General features: G+C 75.1%; 17 protein-coding genes. 1 reads left to right on the forward strand and 16 read right to left on the reverse strand.

What is annotated here, in order from left to right:
- Positions 1–29: 29 nt before the first annotated feature.
- From ACIQUR_RS12070 to ACIQUR_RS12145, 16 genes are all read right to left on the reverse strand, one after another.
- Entirely contained in the window at positions 30–245 is a 216-nt protein-coding gene (locus ACIQUR_RS12070; RefSeq protein WP_403662243.1) for a DUF6243 family protein, read from the reverse strand.
- A gap of 135 nt (positions 246–380) precedes the next feature.
- Complete coding sequence (locus tag ACIQUR_RS12075; RefSeq protein ID WP_403662246.1) at positions 381–1,007, reverse strand: hypothetical protein; 627 nt, start codon at positions 1,005–1,007, stop codon at positions 381–383.
- On the reverse strand, positions 997–2,271 hold the full coding sequence (locus ACIQUR_RS12080) for a hypothetical protein (protein ID WP_403662249.1): 1,275 nt from the start codon (positions 2,269–2,271) through the stop codon (positions 997–999). The genes ACIQUR_RS12075 and ACIQUR_RS12080 overlap by 11 nt, the downstream gene beginning before the upstream one ends.
- A complete protein-coding gene (locus ACIQUR_RS12085; RefSeq protein WP_403662252.1) occupies positions 2,268–3,077 on the reverse strand; it encodes an ATP-binding cassette domain-containing protein in 810 nt (269 codons plus the stop codon). The genes ACIQUR_RS12080 and ACIQUR_RS12085 overlap by 4 nt, the downstream gene beginning before the upstream one ends.
- 17 nt (positions 3,078–3,094) lie before the next feature.
- The gene (locus ACIQUR_RS12090; protein ID WP_403662255.1) at positions 3,095–3,535 is read right to left on the reverse strand and encodes a hypothetical protein; all 441 of its coding nucleotides are present in this window, start codon (positions 3,533–3,535) and stop codon (positions 3,095–3,097) included.
- Positions 3,536–3,753: 218 nt separating this feature from the next.
- Positions 3,754–4,455 (reverse strand): 4'-phosphopantetheinyl transferase family protein, encoded by a 702-nt coding sequence (locus ACIQUR_RS12095; RefSeq protein WP_403662258.1) that lies wholly within the window; start codon positions 4,453–4,455, stop codon positions 3,754–3,756.
- The gene (locus ACIQUR_RS12100) at positions 4,448–8,245 is read right to left on the reverse strand and encodes an amino acid adenylation domain-containing protein (RefSeq protein ID WP_403662261.1); all 3,798 of its coding nucleotides are present in this window, start codon (positions 8,243–8,245) and stop codon (positions 4,448–4,450) included. Before ACIQUR_RS12100 ends, ACIQUR_RS12095 begins: the two co-directional genes overlap by 8 nt.
- A gap of 42 nt (positions 8,246–8,287) precedes the next feature.
- The gene (locus ACIQUR_RS12105) at positions 8,288–9,112 is read right to left on the reverse strand and encodes an SDR family oxidoreductase (RefSeq protein ID WP_403662264.1); all 825 of its coding nucleotides are present in this window, start codon (positions 9,110–9,112) and stop codon (positions 8,288–8,290) included.
- The gene (locus tag ACIQUR_RS12110) at positions 9,103–9,840 is read right to left on the reverse strand and encodes a thioesterase II family protein (protein ID WP_403662267.1); all 738 of its coding nucleotides are present in this window, start codon (positions 9,838–9,840) and stop codon (positions 9,103–9,105) included. Before ACIQUR_RS12110 ends, ACIQUR_RS12105 begins: the two co-directional genes overlap by 10 nt.
- Position 9,841: 1 nt before the next feature.
- A complete protein-coding gene (locus ACIQUR_RS12115; protein ID WP_403662270.1) occupies positions 9,842–11,164 on the reverse strand; it encodes a cytochrome P450 in 1,323 nt (440 codons plus the stop codon).
- Complete coding sequence (locus ACIQUR_RS12120) at positions 11,161–12,657, reverse strand: MFS transporter (RefSeq protein ID WP_403662273.1); 1,497 nt, start codon at positions 12,655–12,657, stop codon at positions 11,161–11,163. The genes ACIQUR_RS12115 and ACIQUR_RS12120 overlap by 4 nt, the downstream gene beginning before the upstream one ends.
- Positions 12,654–16,685, reverse strand: coding sequence for a type I polyketide synthase (locus ACIQUR_RS12125; protein WP_403662276.1), 4,032 nt, complete (start codon positions 16,683–16,685; stop codon positions 12,654–12,656). The genes ACIQUR_RS12120 and ACIQUR_RS12125 overlap by 4 nt, the downstream gene beginning before the upstream one ends.
- 1 nt (position 16,686) lies before the next feature.
- Positions 16,687–17,877 carry a cytochrome P450 gene (locus tag ACIQUR_RS12130; RefSeq protein ID WP_403662279.1) on the reverse strand — a complete coding sequence of 397 codons (1,191 nt, stop codon included), beginning with the start codon at positions 17,875–17,877 and terminating at the stop codon, positions 16,687–16,689.
- Positions 17,877–21,365: an amino acid adenylation domain-containing protein gene (locus ACIQUR_RS12135; RefSeq protein WP_403662282.1), complete on the reverse strand. Its 3,489-nt coding sequence runs from the start codon at positions 21,363–21,365 to the stop codon at positions 17,877–17,879. Before ACIQUR_RS12135 ends, ACIQUR_RS12130 begins: the two co-directional genes overlap by 1 nt.
- On the reverse strand, positions 21,362–23,053 hold the full coding sequence (locus ACIQUR_RS12140; protein ID WP_403662285.1) for a condensation domain-containing protein: 1,692 nt from the start codon (positions 23,051–23,053) through the stop codon (positions 21,362–21,364). Before ACIQUR_RS12140 ends, ACIQUR_RS12135 begins: the two co-directional genes overlap by 4 nt.
- Positions 23,054–23,232: 179 nt before the next feature.
- Positions 23,233–23,469: a hypothetical protein gene (locus ACIQUR_RS12145; RefSeq protein WP_403662288.1), complete on the reverse strand. Its 237-nt coding sequence runs from the start codon at positions 23,467–23,469 to the stop codon at positions 23,233–23,235.
- 169 nt (positions 23,470–23,638) lie between these two features.
- On the opposite strand from ACIQUR_RS12145, the gene ACIQUR_RS12150 reads away from it, so the two are divergent.
- Positions 23,639–24,619, forward strand: a complete 981-nt coding sequence (locus ACIQUR_RS12150) for a LuxR C-terminal-related transcriptional regulator (protein WP_403662291.1) — start codon at positions 23,639–23,641, stop codon at positions 24,617–24,619.
- Positions 24,620–24,823: the final 204 nt, after the last annotated feature.

Consider the following 24,823-nt stretch of genomic DNA (forward strand, 5'->3'; position numbering starts at 1 on the left):
GTGCGGTGCCGCCCTGCGGCGGCGGTGCGTCAGTTCTGTGCGGTGTCGTCGCCCGCCTGTTCGGCGGCCTCGGCCGTGCCCGTCTTCTCGCGCATCTTGCGGAGGAGTTCCGCCTTCTTGTCGGCGGCGCCCTGGCGGTCGAGGTTGCGGTGCGGGCCGTTGTTCGCGCGTTCCGCGCGGGACAGCCGCTTGCGCTGGCCGCCGCCCTGGCCGATGGGGTTGTTGATGTTCTTGCTCTTGGTCACGGGTTCTCCCGGCGGTGGTGTGGAGCGATCTGTGGATTCAGTGGCTGGGTGACGGGCGGAAGCGTCCGAGGACGTGCGTCGGGCCCGTCACGCTCTCACTCGTAAACCGGTGTCTGGAAGAACATGGCGACGAGGTTACCTGCTTCCTTTCGGCTGTCGCACCAGGCTTTTTGCCGCCCGGGGGACGCGGGGCCCCTTGAGGACGTAGGTCGTGGTGGCGGCTGCCGTGAGGGCCGCGGCGATCGGCCAGGGGTGGGGGGCGTGGGCGGGGAGGAGGAGTACGGCCCAGGGTTCCACCTCTGCCTGGGGTTTGGTGCCGAGGAGCCACATGAGGATCGGGATGGCCACGGGCGGGGTCCAGGCCGCGGGGGGTGGGAGGCAGCAGGCGCCGGCGAAGGCCAGGCCGGTGAGGAGGAGGGTGTTGCGGAAGGCGACGGCCGGGTCGTTGAGGGCGCCCGTGAGGGCCAAGGCGAGGGCCAGGGCCGCGACGAGGGTGGTGGTGAGGGCGCGGACGCGGTTGGCGGTGGGGGTGATGCGTTCCTGGGTGTCGGCCGCCGTGGCCAGGACCGCCGGGAGGGTGGCGGCGAAGAGGGCCGGGACCAGGGGCCAGAGGGCGCCCTGTACGCCGTCCCGGGCGGGTACGTCGTACAGGCGCAGCGGCGTCGCGAGCCAGAGGAAGGCGCAGGTCAGGGTGACGAGGGCCTGGCGGCGGAGGTGCCAGCGCCTGGCGTAGGCCGAGAGGGCGGCGGCGTCAGTGGGCACGGCAGGCCTTCAGGCCCTGGAGGGCGGTGCGGGCGATGGCGGCGCGTTCCGACGGCGTGCCGGTGCGGAGGCGGGGGTCGAGGGCCGGGTCCTCGAAGGGGGTTGCTCCGGCTGCGCCGGCCAGCCAGAAGCGGGCGTTGACGTAGTTCTTATCCATCGCGGTGCCGGGGCCGATGTCGCAGGTCGAGCCGTAGTACGTGCCCAGGAACATGTCCAGGAGGAGGTCCGGGTCGTTGCCGGTGACCGTGTCGACTGACAGCTGGCCGAGGTCGGTCGAGGTCGAGAGGCCGTCCTGGCGGAAGGATTCGGGGGCGGGGAGCGGGAGGGATGCGACCGCTTTCACCATGGGGGCGAGGGCTGCTCGCAGCTGGGGTTCGTGCTTCGTGTAGCCGTGGCCCAGGCAGATCTCGGGGTGGCTGCCGTAGCAGCGGACGTCGCCCGGGCGGGCCTCCAGGTAGAGGGGGTCGACCGATGCCAGGTTCAGGGCGGCCAGGGTGGCGACGAGCGCGGAGCCCGCGACGGCGAGGACGCGCGGGCGGCGCCTGCCCGTGCCCCAGGCCGTCGCGCACAGGGTGAGGAGCGTGGCGGCGAGGTAGAAGGCGAGCTGGGCGAGCTGGGTGTCCGCTTTGGGGCGGAGACCCACGAGGGAGCTGGTGGCGCCGCCGACCATGACGAATTCCGACAGGTCCCCGGCGTAGAGGAGCAGGAAGGCCAGGAAGACGCTCACGGCGGCCATGGGCGCGGCGAGTTTGCCGCGGCCGAGCCAGCCGGCGGCGAGGCCCGTGGCGCAGGCGAGGCCGAGGAGGCCGAGGGCCGGGAGGGGGGTGAGGAGTTCGGGCACGCCGATGGAGAGGGGGGTGCCTGACCGGATGACGATGCCGATCACGACGGCGAGGCCGGTGAGGAAGGCTGCGGAGCACCAGGCGAGGAGGGCGACCCAGGCGGTGGCGAGGACGGTGAGGGGGCGGTGGTGCGCGGCGAGGAACGTCTCCGCGCGGGACAGGCGGTAGCCCTCCCAGCCTGCGACGCCGGCGAGGAGCGGGCCGAGGAGCATCACCGAGAAGTTGTACTGGTACACGGCCCACATGGGTTCGTGCTTCCAGGTCATCGAGCGCAGGACCGTGTTGAGCACGACCAGGAGGAGGAAGAAGGGGGCTGCCGTCCGGCCGGCGGAGCGGTTCAGGTGGAGGAGCGCCGTTGTACTGGGGGGCGTGATCCGGCCGGTGCGCGGTCGGTGTGTCTGGCGCGGGTGGGTCGTCGTCATGTGTTCGCTCCCCCGAGGTCGTGGAGGGCGCGTTCGATGGAGCGGGCGGCGGGCGTGCCGTTGGAGGCCCGTGCCATGAGCTGTTCCGGGGTGCCGTCGAAGACCACCTGACCGTCCCGGAGTGAGACGACGCGGTCGGCGAGGAGTTCGACGTCCTCGGTGTGATGGGTGCTCATCACGATGCAGCGGGTCTGTCCGGCGCGGGCGAGGTGCTCCCGCAGGGCGATGCGGTGCTCGATGTCGATGCCGGTCGTCGGTTCGTCGAGGAGGACGACCGACGGGTCGTGCACGAGTGCCTGCGCGATGTGGGCTCGTTGGCGGTTGCCGCCTGAGAGGGCGCGGAGGGGGGTGGTGGCTGCCGCGGTGAGGTTCAGGTCCTCTACGACGCGGTGGACGGCTTCCGCGCGGCGGGCCCGGGGGATGCCGCGGAGCCAGGCCGAGTACGTGACGGCGTCGCGGACGGTGAAGTGGCCCGGGAACTCCGGGGCCTGGGGCAGGAAGCCGACGGCCGCGCGGTGACGGCGTAATGCGGTCCGGGGGCCGGGGGCGCCACCGTCCTGCTCCAGTTCGACCGTGCCGGTGGTCGGGCGGATCAGCAGGGCCAGGGTCTTGAGGAGGGTGGTTTTGCCGGATCCGTTGGCGCCGGTGAGGGCGGTGATGCCGGTCCCCAGGGACAGGGCTGGGATGTCCAGCACGGTGCGGGAGCCGTAGGCGACGACGAGTCCGTGGATGCGGAGGTGGGCCGGGGCGTTGCCGGCCCGGTCGCCGGAACTTCCCTGTTCGGGGCTCCGAGGAGGGTGGGTCACGGGAGGTCCTCGGAGCTTCAGTAGGAGAACGTGGGGAGGACTTCTTCCGAGCACGTGTCGGGTACGGGCCATCCCAGTTGGACGCAGGCACGCGTTCCGCCCCGTACGGACTTGGCCTTGGCGTCCAGGGGGTGGGTCTTGTAGTGCGTGGTGTAGTACGTGTGGTTGTGCTCGGGGGTGTTCAGGGGGAACACCTCCCCGGCCCCCTCGTAGTACCAGTGACCCGCGGTGTAGACCGTGTTGCCGTCCGGTGCCAGGTCCTTGGACATCACCTTGTTCCTCGCGTGGGTGTCACGGTCGTTGAAGAAGTTCCCGTGGGCGACCGCCCGGGGCTTCCCGTCGTACTTGACGGTGACGCTTCCCCAGGCGACAGCCGAGGCCGATTCCGCCACCGCGGTGAAGAGGAGAACTCCGCCGAGGGCCGTGACGAGGTGCTTGCGGGATACGGTGCGCGACATGGGTGCCTCTCAACTCGCTTGCGCCGGGCTGGCGTTTACGCGGGGCATCGAGGATGTCACGCTCCGTGGCCGCCCCGGTCCGTGAGACGGGGTTGAGGGGTGATCACCGCCTGAACGGGTGATGCCGCGGGCGTGGTGCGCCGGTGCCGCTGCGGCGTCGCCCGCGTACGTCCGTCAACCCCGGTGTCCCGGATGCCGCGGGGATACCTCCCGTCCCGTCAGGCGGCGGTGTTCAGGGCTATCGCCGCCGCGTAGGGGGGTGGGGCTTTGAGGTCGAGGACGGTGAAGTGCCTTACCGGGGCCGGGGTTTCGGCTATGCCCACGTACGGGTGGGTGAAGCCGTAGGCGAGGCCCTGGCCGGTGGCCTTGAGGTAGGCCTCCTTGCGGGTCCAGAGGCGGGCCAGGGCCTGGGGGCGGCCGGCGTCCGGGAGGGCGCGGAGGGCCGTGTGTTCGTCCGGGTGGAGGGAGGGGAGGAGTTCGTTGACGATGGCCTGTTTGCGGATGCCCTCCACGTCGGCGCCGATGCGGACCCCGGATACGGCGATCAGGGCCAGGTCGTCGCTGTGCGAGAGGGAGAAGTGCAGGTTGGCGGTGCCGGCCAGGGCGGGGCGGCCGTGGGCGTCGCCGCAGCAGGGGCAGGGTTCGCGGGAGAGCGTCACGGCCTCGGGGGCCTGGCCGGTGTAGCCGCCCAGGACCAGGCGCAGGGCGATGTGGGCGGCCCGGTGGCGGTGGCCGTCGCCGGGGCGGCGGAGGCGGGAGGCGCGGGTGCGTTCCTCCGCCGAGAGGGGCGCGTCGTCCCCGTCCACTGGGTGGCCGCCGACGACGTCGGAGCGGGTGTCCAGCCACCAGAGCGCCACGTCGTCGCCCTGCGGGGGCGGGCCCGTGTGGAGCGGGGCGGCGGTGATCTCGTACTCACGCATCGGTGTCCGTCCCGGCCAGTTCGCGGATCGTGGGGGTGCGGAAGAGCTCGCGGAGCGGGACCGGCGGGAGGCCGCGGGCCTTCAGGGCGGCGCTGATGCGGACGGCCAGCAGGCTGTTGCCGCCGAGTTCGAAGAAGTCGTCGTCCGGGCCCACCGGGGTGCCGAGGATGTTCGTCCAGATCTCCTGGAGTACGGCCGTACGGTCCCCCGCGGCGGCGGCGACGGGCGGGGCGGGCTCGGCGCGCGTCGGGAGCGGGAGGCGGGTCGCGTCCAGCTTGCCGTTCGTGGTGAGCGGGAGGGTGTCGAGGGCCGTGACGGTGGCCGGGAGCATGTACGCCGGGAGGACGGTCGCCGCGCGCTTGCGAACGCCGGTCGTGTCCAGGTCGGCGGGGACGACGTACGCGTCCAGGCGCGCCGATGCCGGGTCGTCCGGGTCCTCGCGGCGCACGACGACGGCCGCGGCGCGTACGTCCGGGTCCTCCAGGAGGACCGCGCGGATCTCGTCCAGTTCGATGCGGAACCCGCGGATCTTGACCTGGCTGTCGATGCGGCCGAGGTGTTCCAGGGCGCCGTCCGGGCGGAGGCGGCCGAGGTCGCCGCTGTGGTACTGGATGCCGTCCGGGGTGGCCGGGGTGTGCGGGTCCTCGGTGAACCTCGCTGCCGTGAGGTCCGGTTGGCCCAGGTAGCCGAGGGCCACCCCCGCGCCGCCGACGCGGATCTCGCCGGTCACGCCGGGCGGTACGAGACGGCCGCGCGCGTCGGCCACGTACAGGTGCCAGCCGGGCAGGGCGGGGCCCACGGACCGCGAGCCGGCGAGGGCGAGTTCGCGGGTGAGGGTCTGGTGGGTGACGTGCACGGTGGTCTCGGTGATGCCGAACATGTTGACCATGCGGCACTCGTGCTCCGGGTGCCGGTCGAACCAGCGGAGCAGCATCCGCGCGTCGAGCGGCTCGCCGCCGAAGACGACGAGGCGGACGGGGACTTGGGCGTGGTCCGTCTCCAGGAGCTGGGAGAAGGCGGAGGGGGTCTGGCTGAGTACGGTCACCCGCTCCCGGACCAGGAGGTCCCGGAACTCCTCCGGCTCGCGCGAGACGAGGTACGGGACGACGACGAGGCGGCCGCCGGTCAGGAGGCAGCCCCAGATCTCCCAGACGGAGAAGTCGAAGGCACCGGAGTGGAAGAAGGTCCAGACGTCGGAGGAGGAGAGGGCGTACTCGTCGCGGGTGGCGTCGATCAGGGCGACGACGTTGCGGTGGGGCACGACCACGCCCTTGGGGCGGCCGGTCGAGCCCGAGGTGTAGATGACGTACGCCGGGTCGTCGGCGGTGCCGGGGGCGGGGGCGGGGAGGTCCGCCGCCGGGCCGGTGAGGAGGTCGTCCGGGGTGACCGGGGTGCCGGCCTCGGCGGGGTACTCGGCGAGGCGGGTGACGACGACGTCGAGGCCGGCGTCGCGGGCGGTGTGGGCCAGGCGGTCGGCCGGATAGGCGGGGTCGGTGGGCACGTAGGCCGCGCCGGCCTTGAGCACGCCGAGCATCGCGACGACGAGTTCGGTGGTGCGGTCGAGGCAGATGCCGACGCGGTCGCCGGGGGCGACGCCGCGGGCGGCGAGGCCGCGGGCGAGGCGGGTGGCGCGGTCGTCGAGCTCGCGGTACGTGAGGGCCGGGCCCGTGCCGTCGCCGACGGCGGGGGCGTCCGGGGTGGCCGCGACGATCCGGGCGAAGGCTTCGGTGAGGCGGGTGGGGGTGGTGGTGAGGGGTGTGGCGGGGCGGCCGAGGGCGGCGACGCGGGCGCGCTCGGCGGGGTCGAGGAGCTCGGCGTCGGCGGCGGGGAGGTGGGGGGTGGCCGCGAACTGGGCGTAGACGTGGGCGAGATGGCGGAGGAAGGCGGTGACGGTGGCGTCGGAGAAGTGGCTGCGGCGGTAGGCGGCCCATAGGCGTCCGCCGGTGGTGGGGGTGGGGGTGGCGGCGGTGGGGGTGCCGGTCCGGGCGGTGCCGGTGGGGATCGTGCCGGTCCGGGTGGTGGGGGTGTTGGTGGCGCCGGTCCGGGTGGTGCCGGTGGGGGTGGTGCCGGTGGGGGTGGTGCCGGTGGGGGTGGGTCCCTCGGTGGCGGGGGCGGTCTGGTGGGGCGTGCCGGGGGCGGCGGCCTGGGGTGTGCCGGGCGTGGTCGCGGCGCTGCCGGGCGCGTGGAGGGTGCCGCTGGCGGTGGCGTTGCCGGGGGCGCTGGCGGCCTCGTGGAGGGGGCCGGGCGTGGTGCCGATGCCGAGGGCGGTGCCGGTGCCGATGCCGATGCCGATGCCGGTGCCGGCGGCGGTGCCGGTGCCGGTGCCGGTGTTCGCCTCCTGGAGGAGACCGGCCGTCGTCGCGGCGCCGCCAGGGGTGGCCTCGTGGGGCGTGCCGCCTGCGTTCGCCGCCGGGGCCGTGCCCGGCAGGATCGCGAGGGTCAGCGGGTACGGGGGTGCCAGGCACGGGAGGTACGAGGTGGCCGGCGCCGCTCCGGTCCCGGTGAGGGAGCGCGGCTCCGTGTCCAGGAGGCCCGCGACGACCGGGCGGTCGGTGCCGGTCAGGGCCGCGGTACGGAGGTCCGCGAGGGTGGCTCCGTCCGGTACGGGGAACTCCACCGCGCCCCGGGCCCCGGTGGCCACCGCCACGGTGCCGGTCGCGCCGTGGCCCTCGTACCGGTCGAGGGTGAGGGCGAGGGCGGCCAGCAGACCGGCCGGGTCCGTGGTGGCCGCCTCCGCGAGGGCATCGGGGAGGTCGAGGGCAGTGCTCGCCCAGGAGGCGTCCCCGCGCACTCCCCCGCCCCAGTCGGGCGCCGGCGCGGCGGTGACCGCGGCGAGCGGTGCCCCGGTGGCCGGCGGCGCGGCGGCCGTGCCGGCCCGCAGGCCGGCGGCGTGACCGTACGGGGCCGTACCGGCGTCGGCCGCCCGTACGGCGCCCGCGCCCACCCCTGCCGAGTCAGCCGTGTTCGCGGCGGCGGCGCCTCCGGCACCGGCGAACGGGATCGCGCTGCCGGACGCCGCGACCCCCGAGCCCGCACCGGCGCCCCCGGCCGGCAGCCCGGTTGCCGTGAGAGGGGCCGCTCCGGTCCCCGCGAGCGGGGTCACGCTTCCCGGTACGGCCGAGCCGTGGCCCGTACCGGCCCCGCCCGCCAGCAGTTCCGCCAGGTCGCGGAGTTCCGCCGGGCCCAGGAGGCTTCGGTGGGCCACCAGGACCAGGTGGGACACGCCGTCGGTGTGCCGCAGGAGGACGCAGCGGAGCGACGCGGTGGGGCGGGTCAGCTCCGCGGTACGACGGCGGAGGGCGGCCGGCCCGTGGGAGTCCCACGGCACGTCCTCCACCCACACCCGCCAGGGCCCGTCGCCCGCCACGGCGTGGCCGGTCCGGGCCGGTCCCACGGCGGAAGCGGAAGCGGAGCCGGAGCCGACACGCGACCCGCCGGCGTCGGCGCCGGAACGGGCCCCCGGTCCGGAGGACGGCCGGCTCAGCGCGGGGGCCCCGGAGCCGGAGCGCGACGCCGCGCGGCCCGCCCCGGCGGTGCCCGAGCGGACTGCCGTAGCGGCCGAGGCCGCCGGGTCCTGGGCCGGGTCCTGGGCCTCGGCCCCGAGCGCGGGGGCAGCCGTGCCCGACCCCGCGACGGGTCGCTCCGCCGCGCGCGCCGCGCCCTCGGCGCCCCCCGCCACTGCCGGGCGCCGATACGCGGAGAGCGCGGACGCGAGGCGGGCGGTCAGGGACGCTTCGGTGGGCCGGGTCTTCAGACGGACCTGTACGGCGTGGCACTGCTCACCCAGCACTGGGTGTCCTCCCTTACTCAAGTACCGATCACAGGAACGGCCTCAGCGGGCCGTGAAGCCGCCGTCGACGGTCAGCACCGAGCCGGTCACCTGGCGCGCGTCGTCGGAGACGAGGTAGACGACGGCCGCGGCCACGTCCTCCGGCTCGATCAGCGCGTTCATCGGCTGGGCCTCGGTGAAGGTCTGCTCGTGCTCGCCCACCTGCACCTCGAGGGCGCGGGCGATCTCGGCGAGCATCCGCCCCTCGGCGGTCGGGTCGTCGCGCACCGAGCCGGGGCACACGGCGTTGACCCGGACCTTGGTCGGGGCGTAGTCGAGGGCGGCGGCCTTGGTGAGGCCGATCAGGCCGTGCTTGGCGGCGACGTACCCGGCGAAGTGCCGGTAGCCGACCAGGCCGGCGGTCGAGGCGATGTTGACGATCGAGCCCGAGCGGCGGGCGCTCATCGCCTTGCCGACCGTACGGATCACCCGCCACGCCCCCGAGAGGTCGACGTCGATCATCAGCGCCCACTCCTCCTCGCCGATCTCGTGCGCCGGCTTGCCGGAAGGGGCCGCGATGCCCGCGTTGTTGACCACCGCGTCGATCCGGCCGAAGCGGTCCTCGGCCTGGGCCACGGCGGCCTCCACGGAGGCGAGCTCGCGCACGTCGCAGGGGGCGGTGAGCACCGCGGCCCCGGCCGCGCGGCACAGGGCCGCGGTGTGTTCCAGCTGCCCCTGCGTGCCCAGCGGGTACGGCACCCCGGCGAGGTCCCCGCACAGGTCGAGCAGCACCAGGTCGGCGCCCTCGGCGGCGCAGGCCACGGCCGTGGCGCGGCCCAGGCCGCGGGCCGCCCCGGTGATCAGGACGGTCTTCCCGGTCAGACGCACAGTTCCTCCGCCGAGAGGGCCAGGTCGACGGCCACGGTCCGGATCAGTTCCGGCGCCGAGTCGGTCAGGTACATGTGGCCGCCGGCCAGCTCCGCCTCGTGGTACCCGCCGGTGGTGGTGCGGGCCCAGGCGGCCGCCTCCTCCCGGCTGACCAGCGTGTCCGCGGTGCCGCGGAGGCTGGTGACGGGTACCGGCAGCACCTGCTCGGCGTCGGGCACGTACGACTCGTGCATCTCGACGTCCGCGCGCAGCGTGGGGAGGATCAGCTCCCGCATCTCGGGGTCCTGGAGGGCCTCGTGGGTGTAGCCCGCGAACTCGTTGACCCGCTCCAGGAAGGCGTCGTCGTCGAGGCCGGTGGCGCGGCGGGCGCGCTGCTCGGCGGGGTGCGGGGAGCCGCTGGCGAAGAGCCGTACGAGGGTCACGCCGGGGGTGCCGACGAGCCGGCGGGCCAGCTCGTACGCGAGGACGGCGCCCAGGCTGTGGCCGAACAGGGCGATCCGGCGCGGCTCGGGCGAATCGCCGAGCGCGGCGAGGAGGTCGGCGAGGAGTCCGTCGGCGGCGGTGGAGGCGTCGCGGTACGGCTCCTGGTCGATCAGCCGCTCGCGGCCGGGGAGCTGGAGGGGGAGCACGTCGAAGCCGTACGGCTCGGCGAGGCGCTGCCAGGGGCGGTAGAAGGAGGCGCCCGCGCCGGCGAAGGGCAGGCAGACCAGGGTGGTGCGGTCGGTCACGTCAGTGCTCCTCGGAGGTGCCGGGAAGGGTGGCGGAGGTGCCGGGAAGCGGGGCGGAGGTGCCGGCCGGGGCCCCCGGGCCGCCCGGCAGTGCGGCGTCGGCCGGCAGCCGGCGGTCGTAGCGGACCGGCAGCGAGACCAGCCCGCGGCTGGTGGAGTTGTCGAAGAGCCACTCCAGCTCCTCGGCCGGCACGGCCAGGCGCAGGCCGGGCAGGCGGCGCAGCAGGGTGGTGAAGGCGATCTGGCCCTCCACCCGGGAGAGCGGGGCGCCCACGCAGAAGTGCGGGCCCTGGCCGAAGGCGAGGTGGCGGTTGTGGGTGCGGGTGATGTCCAGCTCGTCCGGGTTCTCGAAGGCCTCGGGGTCGCGGTTGGCGGAGCCCATGAGGAGGTGGACGAAGGCCTCCTTGGGGATGGGGCAGCCGGCCAGCTCCATGTCCTCGGCGGCGACGCGCAGGGTGCCGCGGTAGACCGGGGACTCGAAGCGGAGGAACTCCTCTACGGCCGACTCGGCCAGCTCGGGCCGGTTCAGCAGGAGTGCGAACTGGTCGGGGTGGGTGAGCAGGGCCTGGGTGCCGTTGCCGATCAGGTTGGCGGTGGTCTTGTGCCCGGCGATGATCAGCAGGACGAGGGTGGAGACCAGCTCGTCGTTGGTGAAGCGGCCCTCCTCGTCGGCGGCCCGGAGCAGGATGCTGACCAGGTCGTCGCCGAGGTTGGCGCGGCGGTCGGCGAGCAGGTCGAGGAGGTAGGCCTCGATGTTCTCGCTGGCCTCCTTGAGCTTCTGGTTGGACTCGGCGTCCGGGTAGGGGGCGCCGCTGAGCCAGTTGCCCCAGGAGTGCAGCTGCGGCCGGTCCTCGACCCGTACGCCGAGGAACTCGCAGATGACCCGCATCGGCAGCGAGAAGGCGAACTCCATCAGGTTGACCTCGCCCTCCTCCGGGAAGGCGTCGATCAGCTCGTCGGTGATCTCCTGGACGCGCGGCCGCAGCAGTTCCATCCGGCGCGGTACGAAGGCGCGGCTGACGAGCTTGCGCAGCCGCGTGTGCTCCGGCGGGTCGGCGGTGAGCATGTTGCGCACCAGGACCGGGCTGGCGTCCTTGACCAGGTCGCGGAACCAGGCGGGGGCGTTGTCGACCTGCTTGGAGAGCCGGGGGTCGCTGAAGGCCTTGAGGGTGGTCTCGTAGTCGGCGACCACGTAACCCTCGCCGCCCACCGGGTAGTTGATGGCGTGTACGGGGCATCCGGTGGCCCGCAGCTTCTCGTTGCCGGCGTGCAGGTCGTTGCCCTCGGGGGCGGTGAAGAACTCGGGCGGCAGCTGGGTCGTCATCGGGGGTCTCCTTGCTGGGGCTGGTCGTCGGAGGCGGGCGCGGCCGCGGCGGACCCGGGGGTCGCGGGCGCGGGGGCGGCGGTGTCCGCGACGGTCGCGGTGTCCGCGTACGCCTCCGGGGGTGCGAGCTTGCGGATGCGGGGGCTGAGCGTCGGCAGGGCGGCGAGGCCGGAGACGACGGCCATCACGGTGAACACCCAGACCGGGCCGGCCTGGTCGAAGACGGTGCCGATGGCGAAGACGCCGACCGGGGCGGCGATCATCGACATGAACATCACGGCACCGAGGACGCGGCCCTGCGCCTTGTCGGGCACCATCGCCGCGAGGTAGGCGAGGAAGAGCGCGCTGGTGATCGGGCCGCGCAGGAACACGCAGGCGACGATGATGCCGAGCGGGATCAGGCCGGAGACGTTGGCGAGCAGGACCGCCGCGACCGGGCCGATCCAGGCGGCGGCCAGGAAGAGGGTCGAGGGGGCGACCTTCTTGATCACCGGGCCGGCGATGAGGGAGCCGACCAGGCCGCCGATGCCGGCGATGGACAGCAGCATGCCGGTGAACCCCGCGGAGGCGCCCCGGCTCTCGGCGGTGGCGATGAGCGCGAGGAACACGCCGGAGTGGGTGAACGCCATGTTCGAGCCCATGATCCAGACGATCAGCAGGCGCAGGACGGGCTGGCGCCCGAGGATCCGGAAGCCCTCGGCGGTGTTCCGCTTCTCACCCGGGGCGGCCTGCTCCACCTTCATCGGCTTGCGGATGAAGAGGAGGAGCACGGTCGAGATCAGGAACCCGATCGCGGCGCTGAGGAAGGGGAAGGCGCGGGCCACGCCGAAGAGCGTGCCGCCGACCGGCGGGCCGCCCATGGTGGCCGCGAAGTAGCGGATCTGGTTCTGGGCGGTGGCCTGGGTGAGCTGCGAGGCCGGCACGAGCTGCTTGATGGCGGCGAGCCCGGTCGGGTTGGAGATGCCGAGGCAGACGGCCGAGCCGACGGCGACGGTGAAGATCAGCGCCGGGTGGGTGTGGTCCGTGAAGACCAGCAGGCTGAACAGGCCCAGCAGGACGACGCGCACCAGGTTGCAGACGATCATCAGCAGCCGGCGGTCCATCCGGTCGGCGAGGGTGCCGCCGGGGATGGACATGAGGCTGGCGGTGATCAGCTGTGCGGAGCCGACGGCGCCCGCGTAGAAGGCCGAGCCGGTGCTGGAGAGGATCAGCAGGGGGTACGCGACCTCGGCGGTCTCCTTGGCCAGCGCGGCGAACGCCTCGCTGGTCCACAGCGCCTGGAAGTCGAGGTTGCGCAGCAGCGGCTTCTCCGCCGCGTCCGCACCCCCGGCCCCGGCCCCGTCCTCGTCCTTCTTCTCCGTGGGTGCCGCTGCCGACGGGTCCGCGGCCGCCCGTGCGCCGGGCACCTCCGCCGTACCGTCCGGCAGTGCCGCGCCGTCCGCCGGTGCCGCGTCACCGGCTTCGGTGCCGGGTGACGTGTGCGAGACCGTCATGGGTCCTTCCTCTCCTTGTGGGTTGCGGCGCCGTCCGCCGGGTCGGCGGCTGCCAGCGCCTCGCGCACGCGCGCGGCCAGGTCATCGGCGTACGGGGGCCGGAGCATCGACCAGTGGTCGCCGCCCACCGGCACCACCCGCAGCCCCCCGGGGTGCAGCCCGGTCAGCCGCCGGGCCAGCCGGGCGGCCTCCGCGGGGCCCGCGCCGGCCTTGAAGAGCACCGCCGGGCAGCCCACGGGGCGCGCCCGGTGGCGCAGCACGGCCGCCTGTCCGGCGAGGAACCGGCGGCGCAGCTCCGGGCTGCGGCGGTGCGCGGCGGCGAGCGGTCCGACGCCGAGCAGGGCGTCGAGGCCGGCCCGTACCCCGCCGAGCAGGAACGCGGGGTCGGCGGCGACGGGCAGCGGACCGGTGTCCGGCACCCAGCCGTCGAGGGAGACCAGCAGGTCCACCTCCCGGCCGCGCAGCGCGAGCAGCCGGGCGGCCTCGTGGGCCACGACGGCGCCGAAGGACCAGCCGCCGAGGGTGTACGGGCCCTCGGGCTGGACCCGCAGCAGGGTGCGTACGTGGGCGGCGGCCAGCGCTCCGACCGTGCGGGCACCGGGGCCCGCGGGTGTCTCCAGGGCCAGCACCGGCCGGTCGCCCGGGAGGGCGAGCCGGGTGGCCAGGTCCCGGTAGGGCAGGGCGGTCCCGACCGCGTCGGCGACCAGGAAGAACGGCCTCCCGGTGCCCTCGGCCAGGGTGGCCACGCCCGCCGGGAGTGCCCGCGGGGTGCCCGTGCCCGCGGCGTCGGCCGGGTCCCCGTCGCCGGCCGGGAGCTGCGCCGCGGCCAGCTCCAGCAGTCCCCCGAAGGTGCCCTTCAGGGTGAAGTCGGTGACGGAGACACGGGCCCCGGCGCGCTCCCGTACGGCGGTGGTGAGGGCCAGGGCGAGCAGCGATTCGCCGCCGAGGGCGAAGAAGTCGTCCCCGTCGGAGACCGCGGCCACGCCGAGGGTCTGGCACCACACCTCCTCCAGCACGGAGCGCACGGACTGCACGGAACGCGCGGTGCGCGCCGGGGGCCCGGGCGGTGCGGCGGACCCGGCCGGCGCGGTCCCGCGCGCCGGGCCCGCCGGGCTGTCGGACCGCGCCCGCCCGCCGGCCGGGTTGTCCGGCCGGACGGGTGCGGGCGCGGCGGCGGCCGGTGCAGGGGCCGGCCGCCCCACCTGGTACGGGTCTTCGCCCAGGTAAGGGTGTGCGGGCAGGGAACAGCGCTCGGGCCGGTCCCCGGGGTCCGCGTACCGGGTCTCCAGCACGGTCTCCAGGGCCCGGTCCGCGCCGAGTTCCCACAGCGCGCCGATGGCGTCGAGCAGTCCGGCCTCCGCGCCGCCCCGGCCGCCGGGGGCGAGCCGTACGGTCCGGTGGCGGGGGTCCCAGCCGGGGGCGGCCCGCAGCGAGCCGGTCATGGACCCGCCGGGGCCCAGCTCCAGGAAGGTGGTGCAGCCGGAGGCGAGCAGTGTGGCGGTGCCGGCGTCGAGCAGGACCGGCTCGCGCAGGTGCGCGGCCCAGTGGTCCGGTGTGGCCGCGGCGTCCGGGTCGACGGGGGCGCCGGTGGTGTTGGAGACGTACGGCAGCCGTGGCGGGCGGGCGGGCATCGACGACAGATGGTCCCGCACCGCCTCGGCTGCCTGGTTCATGGCCGGCGAGTGGAAGGCGCGCCGGGTGTGGACGGGGGTGACGCGGAGTCCGTCGAACGCGTCGCCCGCGAGGAGCAGTTCCACGGCGGCCTCGTCGCCGGAGAGCACGGCCGAGCCGTTGCCGCGTACCGCGACGGTGACGCCGCAGCCCGCGGGCAGCCGGGCCTCGACCTCGTCGGCGGGCGCCTCGACCACGGCCATCCGGCCGGGGGCGGCGTCGCGCATCGCGCGGGCCCGCCGGTGGACCAGGCCGACGGCGTCGGGCAGGGTCCACACCTCGGCGAGGGCCGCGGCGGCGTACTCGCCGATGCTGTTGCCGAGCATGGCGTGCGGGGTGATGCCCCACTCGGCGAGCTGGCGGCCGAAGGCGAAGCCGAGGGCGAACAGGCCGAGTTGCTGGTGGACGGTGTCGGCGAACCAGTCGTCGGAGCCCTGGGCGGCGTCGGCGGCGGGGCCGGCGGCGGCCGGCGTCCCGTCCGCCGCGGCGGGACCGCCCTGCGCGTCGCGGCCGCCCGGTCCGCCGGGACCGGCCGGGACGACCACGGGGGTGAGGTCGACGCCGCAGTCGTCGTACGCGATCTTGCGGATCTCCTCGAAGGCCGCCCGGAAGCCGGGCAGCATCCGGTGCGCGGCCTCGCCCGCGGCGTGCTTGAGGGTGCCCTGCCCCGGGAAGAGGAAGGCGACCTTGCCGAGGCGGGCGGGGGTGCCGCGGCGCGCGGCCGCGGCGGCCGCCGCGCGGAGTGCGTCGGCCGCCTGCGCGGGGTCGCGGACGACCACGGCCTGGCGGTGCCGGTGGACGCGGCGGCCGGCCAGCGTCCAGGCGGCCGCGGCGAGGTCGGGTACGCCGTCCTGCGCGCCGGAACCGCCGGAACCACCGAAGTCACCGGAGTCGCCGGACCCGCCGCCGCCCCCCGCGCCGAAACGTTCCGCCAGCGCCAGGTCCAGCCGCTCCAGCGCCTCCGGCCCGTGTGCCGAGACCGGCAGCAGGTGCGGCCGGGCGGCGGCCGCCGGGCCGGTACGGGCCCGGGCGGGCCGGTGCGGCGGGGCCTCGGTCAGCACCGCGTGGGCGTTGGTGCCGCCCACCCCGAAGGAGCTGACCGCACCGGCCCGCAGCTCCTGGCCCTCGCGCAGCTCCCAGGGCCCCAGCTCCTCGGCCACCCGGAACGGCGAACGCTCCAGCTCCAGCAGCGGGTTGGGCCCGCCGTAGTGCGCGGTGGGCGGGATCTCTCGGTGCTCCAGCATCAGCGCCGTCTTGATCAGACCGGTCACCCCGGCCGCGGCGCCGGTGTGCCCGATGTTCCCCTTGACCGCGCCGAGCGCGCACCAGCCGGTGCCGGCGCCGGTCTCCCCGTACACCTCGGTCAGCGCCTGCACCTCGATGGGGTCGCCCAGCCTGGTGGCGGTGCCGTGCGCCTCGACGTGGCCGATGTCGGCGGGGGTGAGTCCGGCCGCGTCCAGCGCGGCGCGGATGACCTCGCTCTGTCCGGCGGCCGAGGGCGCGGTGTACGCCATCTTCTCGGCGCCGTCGTTGTTCACGGCCGTGCCGGCGATGACGGCGGCGATCCGGTCGCCGTCGCGCAGCGCGTCGGCGAGCCGCTTGAGGACGACGACGCCGACGCCCTCGCTGGGCACGGTCCCGGCGGCGTCCGCGTCGAACGGGCGGCAGTACCCGTCCGGCGCGAGGATCCCGCCGGGCTCGAACAGGTAGCCCCACTCGCCGTGCGGCATCACGGTGACCCCGCCCGCGAGGGCGGCGTCGCACTCACCGCCCAGCAGCGCGCGCACCGCGAGGTGCACGGCCGTCAGCGAGGTCGAGCAGGCGGTCTGCACGGTGATCGCCGGCCCGCGCAGGCCCAGCTTGTACGCCACGCGCGTGGCGACGAAGTCCTTCTCCCGCCCGATGTAGCGGGCCAGTTCGCCGAGGGCGGCGTCGTCCCGGCCGGGTCCCGACCGGTCGGCGCCCGCATAGACGCCGATCCGGCCGCGGAACCGGCCGGGGTCGATCCCGGCGTCGTCGACGGCCGTGGCCGCGCACTCCAGGAAGACCCGCTGCTGCGGGTCCATCGCCGCCGCCTCCGCCCGGCTGTACCGGAAGAAGGACCAGTCGAAGCGGCGGGAGTCCTCGATCACGCCCATGGCCGGCACGAAGTTCTCCCGGCCCGCGTAGGCGGGGTCCACGCCCCGGGCGAGCAGTTCCTCGCGGGCGGGGCGGCTGATGCCGTCGCGGCCCTCGCGGAGCAGCGCGTGGAAGGCGCGCAGGTCGGGCGCGCCGGGCAGCCGGCAGGCCATGCCGATGACGGCGACGCCCTGCGGTCCGGGAGGAACCGCGGTGGCGCCCACGGGAGAAGGAGACACGTCAGTTTTCTCCGCCCAGGTCGACGTACAGGTGGTCGAGTCCGACGTAGCTGAGGTTGGGACCCCACACCGCGGCCTCGTCGGTGAGCCGGGCGTGCGGGAAGCGGGCGGCCAGGCGGCGCAGCAGGAGGGCCGCCTCCAGCCGGGCCAGCGGCGCGCCCACGCAGTAGTGCGGGCCGTGGCCGAAGACCAGGTTCCGCTCGGGGCCGGCCGGTTCGGCCGCCGCGGCGGCGCCGGTGACCGGGCAGACCGCCGCGGCGGGGGCCGGAGCGTCCGCGGGGGCCGTCTCGTCGAGCGGGCCCTGGCCGGTGAGGCTGACGAGCACCAGGTCGCCCTCGCGCAGCCGCTCCCCCGCGATCTCCTGGTCGTACGCGACGACCCGCCCCAGGTGGCGCAGCGGCGGCCGGGTCACCAGCACCGACTCCACCAGGTCCGTCACCGCGCCGGGTTCGTCGGCGCGGATCCGCGCCCACAGCTCCCGGTCGCCGAGCGCGGTGAGCAGGGTGGAGCCGAGCAGCGAGGCCGTGGTCTCCAGTCCGCCGAAGAGGCACATGGCCCAGGTCGCGGTGGTCCGCGCCCGGTCCTCCGGGGTGCCGGTGGGGAAGCCCTCCAGGGCCTTCGCCCCGGTGAGCGCCTCGCCCATCTCGACCATGACCTCGTGGGCGGCCCGTGCGTGGTCGCGCCGGTACATGGCGCCGATGAACAGCGACAGGGTCCGGGACCAGCGGTGCAGGACGGGCGGGGGCACGTCGAGTCCGACCACGTGGGCCATCACCTTGCCCGAGATGCCGTCGGCGACGTGCGGCATCACGTCCTGGGGGGACGCGGCCGCGAGGTCGGTCAGGCACTCGTCGGTGATCTCCTCGATGCGGGGGGCGAGGGACCGTACGTACGAGGCGGAGAGCATCCGCTGGACGGGGCGGCGCAGCGCCGTGTGCTCGGGGGCGTCGGCCTGGACGAACCAGAGCCGCAGGAACTCGGTGAGTTCCCGGTACTCGGCGCGGGCTTCGTCCGTCATGTAGAGCTGGAAGGAGCGCTCGAAGGTTCCGGAGGCGAAGCCGGGGTGGTTCAGGACCTGCTGGGCCAGGCGCGGGTCGGCCACGACCCAGCAGTCGAGTCCGTCGTCCCACTCCGGGGCCCGCACGCCGTCCGCGAGGGACGGCGGCGGGACCGGTGCCGCGGTACGGGCCATCAGACCGCGGCCTTCTCGATGAGCGTGCGCAGCCCGGCGGGGGTGGGCGAGAGCAGGAAGTCCCGCAGCCGGACGGCGGCGCCGAGCTCCTGCTTGACCTTGCGCATCAGGCGTACGGCGCCGAGGGAGTTGCCGCCGATCATGAAGAAGTCGGTCTCCTCGGTGACGCCCCCGGCGGGCTCGGGGCCCTCGATGACGGCGGCGAACAGCCCGGCGATCCGCTCCAGCGGGAGGGATGCGGGCGCCTCGGCGGCCGGCGTCCCCGGAGCTCCCGGAGCGGCCTGCGTTGCGGCGGCCTGCGTTCCGGCGGCGGCCCCCGGTGTGCCGCCGCCGGGGGCGGACCTGCGGGCCGGGCCCGCGACGGCGGCCAGTGCGCGCCGGTCCACCTTGCCGTTGGCGGTGACCGGCAGCCGGTCCACGACGGCCCACAGGGTCGGCACCATGTACGACGGCAGCCGCTCCTTGAGGAGGTCTCGCAGCCCGACCGCGTCCACGCCCGCGCCCTCGGCCGGGACCACGGCCGCGACCAGGCGCTTCTCGGCGCTGTCGCCGTCGGTGACGAGCACCACCGCGTCCTGGACCTCGGGGTGTTCGGCCAGTACGTCGCTGATCGCGCTCAGCTCGACGCGGTAGCCGCGCAGCTTGACCTGGTCGTCGGCGCGGCCGAGGAACCTGACCCGGCCGCTGGTGTCGATGCGCACCAGGTCGCCGGTGCGGTAGAGCCGCTCGGGCACGTCCGGCGAGAGGTGTCCGAAGGACCGGTCGGTCTCGGCCCGGTCGCCGAGGTAGCCGTCGGCCAGGCCCTCGCCGCTGGTGTACAGCTCGCCGACGGCGCCGGGCGGTACCTGGCGGCGGCGCTGGTCGAGCACGTACACGCGGGTGCCGGGCACCGGGCGGCCGATGGGCAGGGGCCCGTCGACGTCCTCCGCCCGGGCCACCGAGTGGGTGGTGGTGAAGGTGGTGTTCTCGGTGGGCCCGTAGCCGTTGGTGATGACGATCCCGGGGTGCCGGGCGAGCACCCGGGCGGTGTGCTCGTGCGGTACGACGTCACCGCCGGTCAGCAGCTGGCGCAGGCCGCTGAGCGAGTCCGGCGCGAACTCCTCGACCAGCCGGAAGAGTCCGGCGGTCAGCCAGGCGACGGTGATCCCCCGCTCCTGGAGGAAGGCGCCCAGCTCGGTCGGCGAGGCCAGGCCGGCCGGGTGCACCTCCAGGGTCGCGCCGGTGAGCAGCGCGCCCCACAGCTCCAGGGTGGAGGCGTCGAAGGACAGCGGGGAGAGCCGCAGCATCCGCTCGCCGTCGCCGAGGCGTACGTAACCGGCCTCGTGGACCAGCCGGATGACCGCGCGGTGGGGCACGCAGACGCCCTTGGGCTGCCCGGTCGAGCCGGAGGTGAAGGCCACGTAGGCGAGGCGGGCCGGGTCCTCGGGCGGTACCGGGACGGTGTCGGCGGGCGCGGGCCGCCAGTCGGCGTCCCAGGTGGCGACGGCGGGTACGCCGAGGCCGGCGAAGCGCAGGGCGGCCGGGCCGTCGACCGGGCCGGTCAGCGCGGCGGCCGGCTCGGCGCGGGCGATGACCTTCTCCAGGTGGCTGTCGGGCTGCGCGGGGTCGATGCCGACGTACGCGGCGCCGGCCCACTGCACGCCGAGGACGGCGACGGCCTCGGCGGCCGACCGGTCGACGCCCACCAGGACGCGGTCCCCCGGCCGGACGCCGGCGGCCTGCAGCAGCCGGGCCTGCTCCGCGGCGGCGTCGGCGAGCTGGGCGTAGGTCAGGGTGTGCTCGGCGTCGCGGACGGCGACGGCACCGGGGCGGCGCCGGGCGGTCTCGCGGAACAGCGCGTCGAGGGAGGTGGCGGGGAAGTCCCGGCCGCTCTCGTTGATCTCGTCGAGCAGCGCGCGGCCCTCGGCGGAGATGCAGCGCACGTCCTCGAGCCGGGCTTCCGGGGCGGCGGCGAGCTGCTCGACGGCGGTGCGGAAGTCGGAGACGAAGGACTGGGCCTCCGCCTCGTTCCAGACGCCGGTCGCGTACTCGACGTGGCCCGCGAGGGACGGGTCGGCGTGGCCGATGAGCATGGTGAGGTCGAACTGCGAGCCGCCGCCGTGGCCTTCCTCGACGCGCACCCGCACCGGGCCGGCGGTCAGCTCGCTCGGCACCAGCTGGTCGTGCATGCCGAAGCAGACCTGGACCAGCGGGTGGCAGCCCAGGCTGCGCTCGACGCCGAGGCGGGCCACCAGCTCCTCGAAGGGCAGGTCGCCGTGGTCGATGGCGGCGGCGAGGGAGCGGTGCACGCCGCGCAGGTAGCCGGCGGCGTCGAGGTCGTCGTCCACGTCCACGCGTACGGGGACCAGGTTGCCGGCGACGGCGATCAGGCGGCGCAGCTCGGAGGAGCCGCGGCCCAGCAGCGGCACGCCGACCAGCAGCCGGCGGCTGCCGGTGCGCCGGGCGAGGGTGAGGCCGAAGGCGCCGAGCAGGAAGGAGTACGGGGTGATGCCGAGGGCGCGGGCCCGGCGGTTCACCTGCTCGGTGACGGCCGGTCCGAGGTCGAGGCCGAGGCGGTCGCCGGCGCCGTCCTGGACGGCCGGGCGCTGCCGGTCGGCGGGGAGTTCGAGGACGGAGGGGACGCCGTCGAGGTGCGTCCTCCAGAACTCGGTCTGCTCGTCCCAGGTGCCGCGGGCCTTCGCCTCCTCCTGGTGCCGGCGCAGGGCGGACAGCGGGGTGCCGAGGTCGCGGGGTGCGGCGGCCTGCTCGGCGGCCGCGCTGAGCTCGGCGTAGCCGTCGAAGACCTCGCGCAGCAGGTAGCCGACGGCGAACCCGTCGAGCACCATGTGGTGCGCGACGAGGACCAGCGCGCAGCGCTCGTCGCCGTCCGCGGCGGAGGTCCAGTACGCGAACCGGTAGGCGGGGGCGACGGCCAGGTCGAAGGGCTCGCGGCCCAGTTCGGCGGCGTGGCGGCGTACCCGCCCCTCGAAGGCCTCGGCCGTGCCGTCGTGGACGAACTCGGCCAGCTCCGGCACGTGGGCCGGCAGGATCTCCTGGACCACGTCGTCGGCGGCCTCGCGGAAGACGGTCCGCAGGCCCTCGTGGCGGGCGGCGGTGGCGGCGATCGCCTTGGCGAGCAGGTCGCGGTCGAGGCGCCGGCCCTCGGTGAAGCAGCGGAAGACCAGGTTGTACGGGGAGCCGCCGGCCACCCGCTCGATCAGCCACATGCCGCGCTGGGCGGGGGTGAGGGCCTGCTCGGCGCCGAGTACGGGGGCGGGTACGGGCTCGGCCTCGGCGACGGGCACGGCGGCGGCCAGCACCTCGGTCAGCGGGGCGCCGCCCAGCAGCTCCATGATCGGGACCTTGAGCCCGAGGCGCTCCTGGAGCACGGCGGCCAGCCGCATGGCGCGCAGCGAGTCGCCGCCGAGCGCGATGAAGCTCTCGTCGCCGAAGGCGTCGGGGCCGTCCGGGACCTCCAGGATCGCGGCGGCCAGCGCCCGGGCCGTCATCGGGCGGCCCCGGCACCCTGGGCGCGGGCGGCGTTCAGCAGCGCGGCGCGGTCGCCGCCGGCGGCGGGGGCCGCGGCGGGCTCGGCGGCTCCGGCGATCAGGTCGGCCTGGCCGATGACGGTGGGCTGGCGGAACAGGTCCATGGTGCGGACCTCGCGCCCGGAGACCTGGCCGAGGCGCTCGACGAGCAGGACCAGGAGCAGGGAGTCGCCGCCGGACTCGAAGAAGCTGACGTCGTCGGCGACGTCGTCGGTGTCGAGGACCTCGCGCCAGATGGAGCGCACGAGTTCGAGGCGGGCGGCCGGGTCGTCGAGGTCGGCGGAGGCGGTGGGGCGTACGGACTCTTCGAGCACGGGGTTCTCCGGGAAGGTGGCGAGGTCCGCGGCGCTGTGCCGCAGAGCGTTGAGGAAGCGCGAGAGGTCGTCGTGGCCGAAGACGTTGACCGGGTAGTCGAGGGAGAGCGCGAGGCTCCGTCCCCCGGGGGTGTCCTCCAGTCGGACGAACATGGCCAGGTCGTACTTGATGAACATCGGGTCGAGGGGTCGGAGCGTGCCCGTCAGGCCGGGTACGGGCTCCAGGGACCGCGGTGCCTCGTCGAGGTTGACCAGGACCGGCGACAGCGGCGGCCACAGGGCGTTGCGGTCGGGGTTGAGGGCGGCGGACACGGCGTCGAGCGGTACGTCGCTGTCGACGAACGCCTCCATGCCGCCGATCCGTACGCCGCCGAGCAGGTCGCGCCAGGTGTCCCCGGGTTCGAGGGTGACCCGGAGCACGACGGTGGTCATGAACATCCCGATCACGTCGGCGGTGGCCGGGTCGTCACGGCCGGGCCAGGCGAAGGCGATGAGGAAGTCGCGCTGGGGTCCGGTGCGGGCGAGGGTGCCGGCGAGCAGGGCCACGCCGAGCATGAAGGGCGTGCAGCCCTCCTGTGCGGCGACGGCCATCACCTTCGCGGTCGTCTCGTCGTCGAGCCGGGTCGCGAGGCTGGCGCCGAGCAGGGACTCCTCCCCGCCGTCGTGGGGGACGCGGGCGAAGGGCAGCAGCACCTCGGCGGGGGCGCCGCGGAGCCGGTCGACGACCTCGGCGACCTGTTCGGCGATCTCCTCGGGGGTGCGCTCGGCGACGACGGAGGCCGGGTGCGGCGGGTCGGTCAGCTCCGGTACGGCGCCTTCGACGGCGGCCCGGTAGAGGGCGCAGACGTCCTCCAGGAGCATGCCGCGGGAGACCCCGTCGAAGATGATGTGGTGCACGTTGATGACCAGCAGGGTGCGGTCCGCGCCGAGCCGGATGACCTCGGCGCGGGCGGGGGCGTCCCGGGCCAGGTCGAAGGGGGTCGCGCACAGGGCGCGGACCAGCCGGTCGACCTCCTCCTCGGTCCAGCCCTCCGCCTCGGCGTCGAGGAAGCCGGGCTCGGCCGGGGGGCCGTCGGTGTGGTACTCGACCCGGCGGCGCTTCACGTCGAGCCGGAAGCGGGCCCGCAGCGAGGGGTGCCGCGCCAGCGAGCGCCCGACCGCGCCGACCAGGGCCGCGTGGTCCACGCTGCCGGTGAACTCCACGACCGTGGGGACGAGTTGGGTGGGCCGCAGGAGTTCGTCCCGGTCCAGGACCCAGATGCCCTGCTGCACCCGGGTCGCCGGATACCAGGTGTGTCCGGCGGGTGACGTTCCGTACGGCGCTGCGGGCAGCACGAATGGACCTCCGAAATCTGCGGGTGGGTGGGAGGAGCCGGGTGACCCGGCCCGCCCCGCGACTCGGTGGCCCCGGGGGCGCGCGTCAGCGCACGTCAGGAGGCGTCAGGCTGGGGGCGGGCCGGCCGGCGGTGTGCGCCGGGGACCCGGGAGGAGCGGCCGGAGCGGCCGGGCGGGGCTCAGCCCCACTGCGAGTCGTCGGAGACGACGGGCTGGGTGGGGGCGATCGGGCCCCACTGGGAGTCGTCGGCGCCGGTGGGCAGCTGGGGGGTGGTGCGGCCCCACTGCGAGTCGGCGAGGAGGGTGCGGTGCACGGGGGCCCCGGAGCCGGTGGTCGAGGCGGTGGCGAGGCCGGCGACGGCCAGGCCGGCCAGGGCGAGCGTGCTGAGGATCTTGCCGAGAACGTTGGTGCTCATCTCTTACCTTGCTTTCTGCCTGTGACGGATCGGCATGGCTTAGACCTGTAGCGGTTCTGGTGCAGACCTTGAGTGGTTCCCCGACCGAAAGCATGCGGCCCCGGACAGTCCCGGTCACCGGAGATCGGGGAGGATGATCCTGCAATGCGGGAACCAGCAGGGTGGGGAAATGTGCACGAGAACGGATATAGGCGCTGAAGATCGCACCGTCGAGATCTGCGCAAACGGCCTCCAGTGGTACTCGGACGCCCTCCACGGGCGCCCCACGTCGGGCGACTGTCCCCGCTGCCTGCTTGACCTCGGCCTCGTCCAGCGCGTGCCCGACGGGAGCCTGGCCCCGATCCCGCCGCGGCTGGCCGCGGGAGCGCAGATGGACCGCCTGGAACGCGCCATCGAGGAGAAGAAGACCGCCCTCGCCGCCATGCGCACCTCGATCTCCCAGGCGCAGGAGATCTATTTGGACAGTTACGGGAAGGGCGATTCGCACCTGATCCGGGTGGTGCAGGGCGCGAACGCGATCAGTGCCACGCTCTCCGCCGCCGTGCACGCCTGCCAGGAGGAACTGCTCACCGCGCAGCCCGGCGGGGGGCGGCCGCAGGCGATGCTGGACAAGGCCCTCGCGAGCGACCTGGAGGCGATCGGCCGCGGTGTGCGCCAGCGCACCATCTACCAGCACACCATCCGCTCGCACCAGCCCACGCTCGCGTACGTGGAGCACATCTCCCAGGCCGGCGGCGAAGTGCGCACCCTGGACGAGGTGTTCGACCGGCTGATCGTGTGCGACCGGAAGATCGCGTTCATCCCGGACCCCGGCTCGGAGCGGAGCGAGGTCGCGCTGGCCGTCGAGCACCCGGGCGTGGTCCGATACCTGGTGGGCATCTTCGACCACGCCTGGCAGCGGGCGGCACCCCTGCGCAACTTCCCCAGCAGCAGGCTCCCCCCGCTGCTCACCGACGAGGTGCGGCGGGCGATCCTGCGGCACATGGTCAACGGCTACACGGACGAGGCGATCGCCGCCCGCCTGGGCATGAGCACCCGCAGCGTGGCCAACCACATGCGCTGGGCGGCCGAGTTGTTCGGCAGCCGCAGCCGGGCGCAGCTGGCGTACCTGATCGCGCGCAGCGGCTTCCTGGACGACGCCCCGGAGTGAGGGCCGCGCCCGGGCCGGACCGGCCGGGGCCGGCCGGGGCGGGGCACCGCCCGGCCGGTCCGTCCGGCAGTGGGCGGGTTCCGGCCGGGCGTGGGCGGGTACCGGCCGGGGCGGCCGGTGGGTGCTTCACGTACCCGGCGACGTCATGTACGTTGTGCGGGCAGCGCTCCACCCCTGCCCGGCCGTCCCCAGGCCGCGGCACCG

Origin of the sequence: Streptomyces sp. NPDC101132, from assembly GCF_044759225.1 — a bacterium.
Taxonomy (GTDB): domain Bacteria; phylum Actinomycetota; class Actinomycetes; order Streptomycetales; family Streptomycetaceae; genus Streptomyces.

Excerpts from the sequence above, each read along its gene's own strand:
- ACIQUR_RS12145 (WP_403662288.1), bottom strand. The coding sequence starts at position 23,469 with ATGAGCACCAACGTTCTCGGCAAGATCCTCAGCACGCTCGCCCTGGCC.
- ACIQUR_RS12115 (WP_403662270.1), bottom strand. The coding sequence starts at position 11,164 with ATGACGACCCAGCTGCCGCCCGAGTTCTTCACCGCCCCCGAGGGCAAC.
- ACIQUR_RS12150 (WP_403662291.1), top strand. The coding sequence starts at position 23,639 with ATGTGCACGAGAACGGATATAGGCGCTGAAGATCGCACCGTCGAGATC.
- ACIQUR_RS12130 (WP_403662279.1), bottom strand. The coding sequence starts at position 17,877 with ATGGCCCGTACCGCGGCACCGGTCCCGCCGCCGTCCCTCGCGGACGGC.
- ACIQUR_RS12120 (WP_403662273.1), bottom strand. The coding sequence starts at position 12,657 with ATGACGGTCTCGCACACGTCACCCGGCACCGAAGCCGGTGACGCGGCA.
- ACIQUR_RS12090 (WP_403662255.1), bottom strand. The coding sequence starts at position 3,535 with ATGTCGCGCACCGTATCCCGCAAGCACCTCGTCACGGCCCTCGGCGGA.
- ACIQUR_RS12080 (WP_403662249.1), bottom strand. The coding sequence starts at position 2,271 with ATGACGACGACCCACCCGCGCCAGACACACCGACCGCGCACCGGCCGG.
- ACIQUR_RS12135 (WP_403662282.1), bottom strand. The coding sequence starts at position 21,365 with ATGACGGCCCGGGCGCTGGCCGCCGCGATCCTGGAGGTCCCGGACGGC.
- ACIQUR_RS12095 (WP_403662258.1), bottom strand. The coding sequence starts at position 4,455 with ATGCGTGAGTACGAGATCACCGCCGCCCCGCTCCACACGGGCCCGCCC.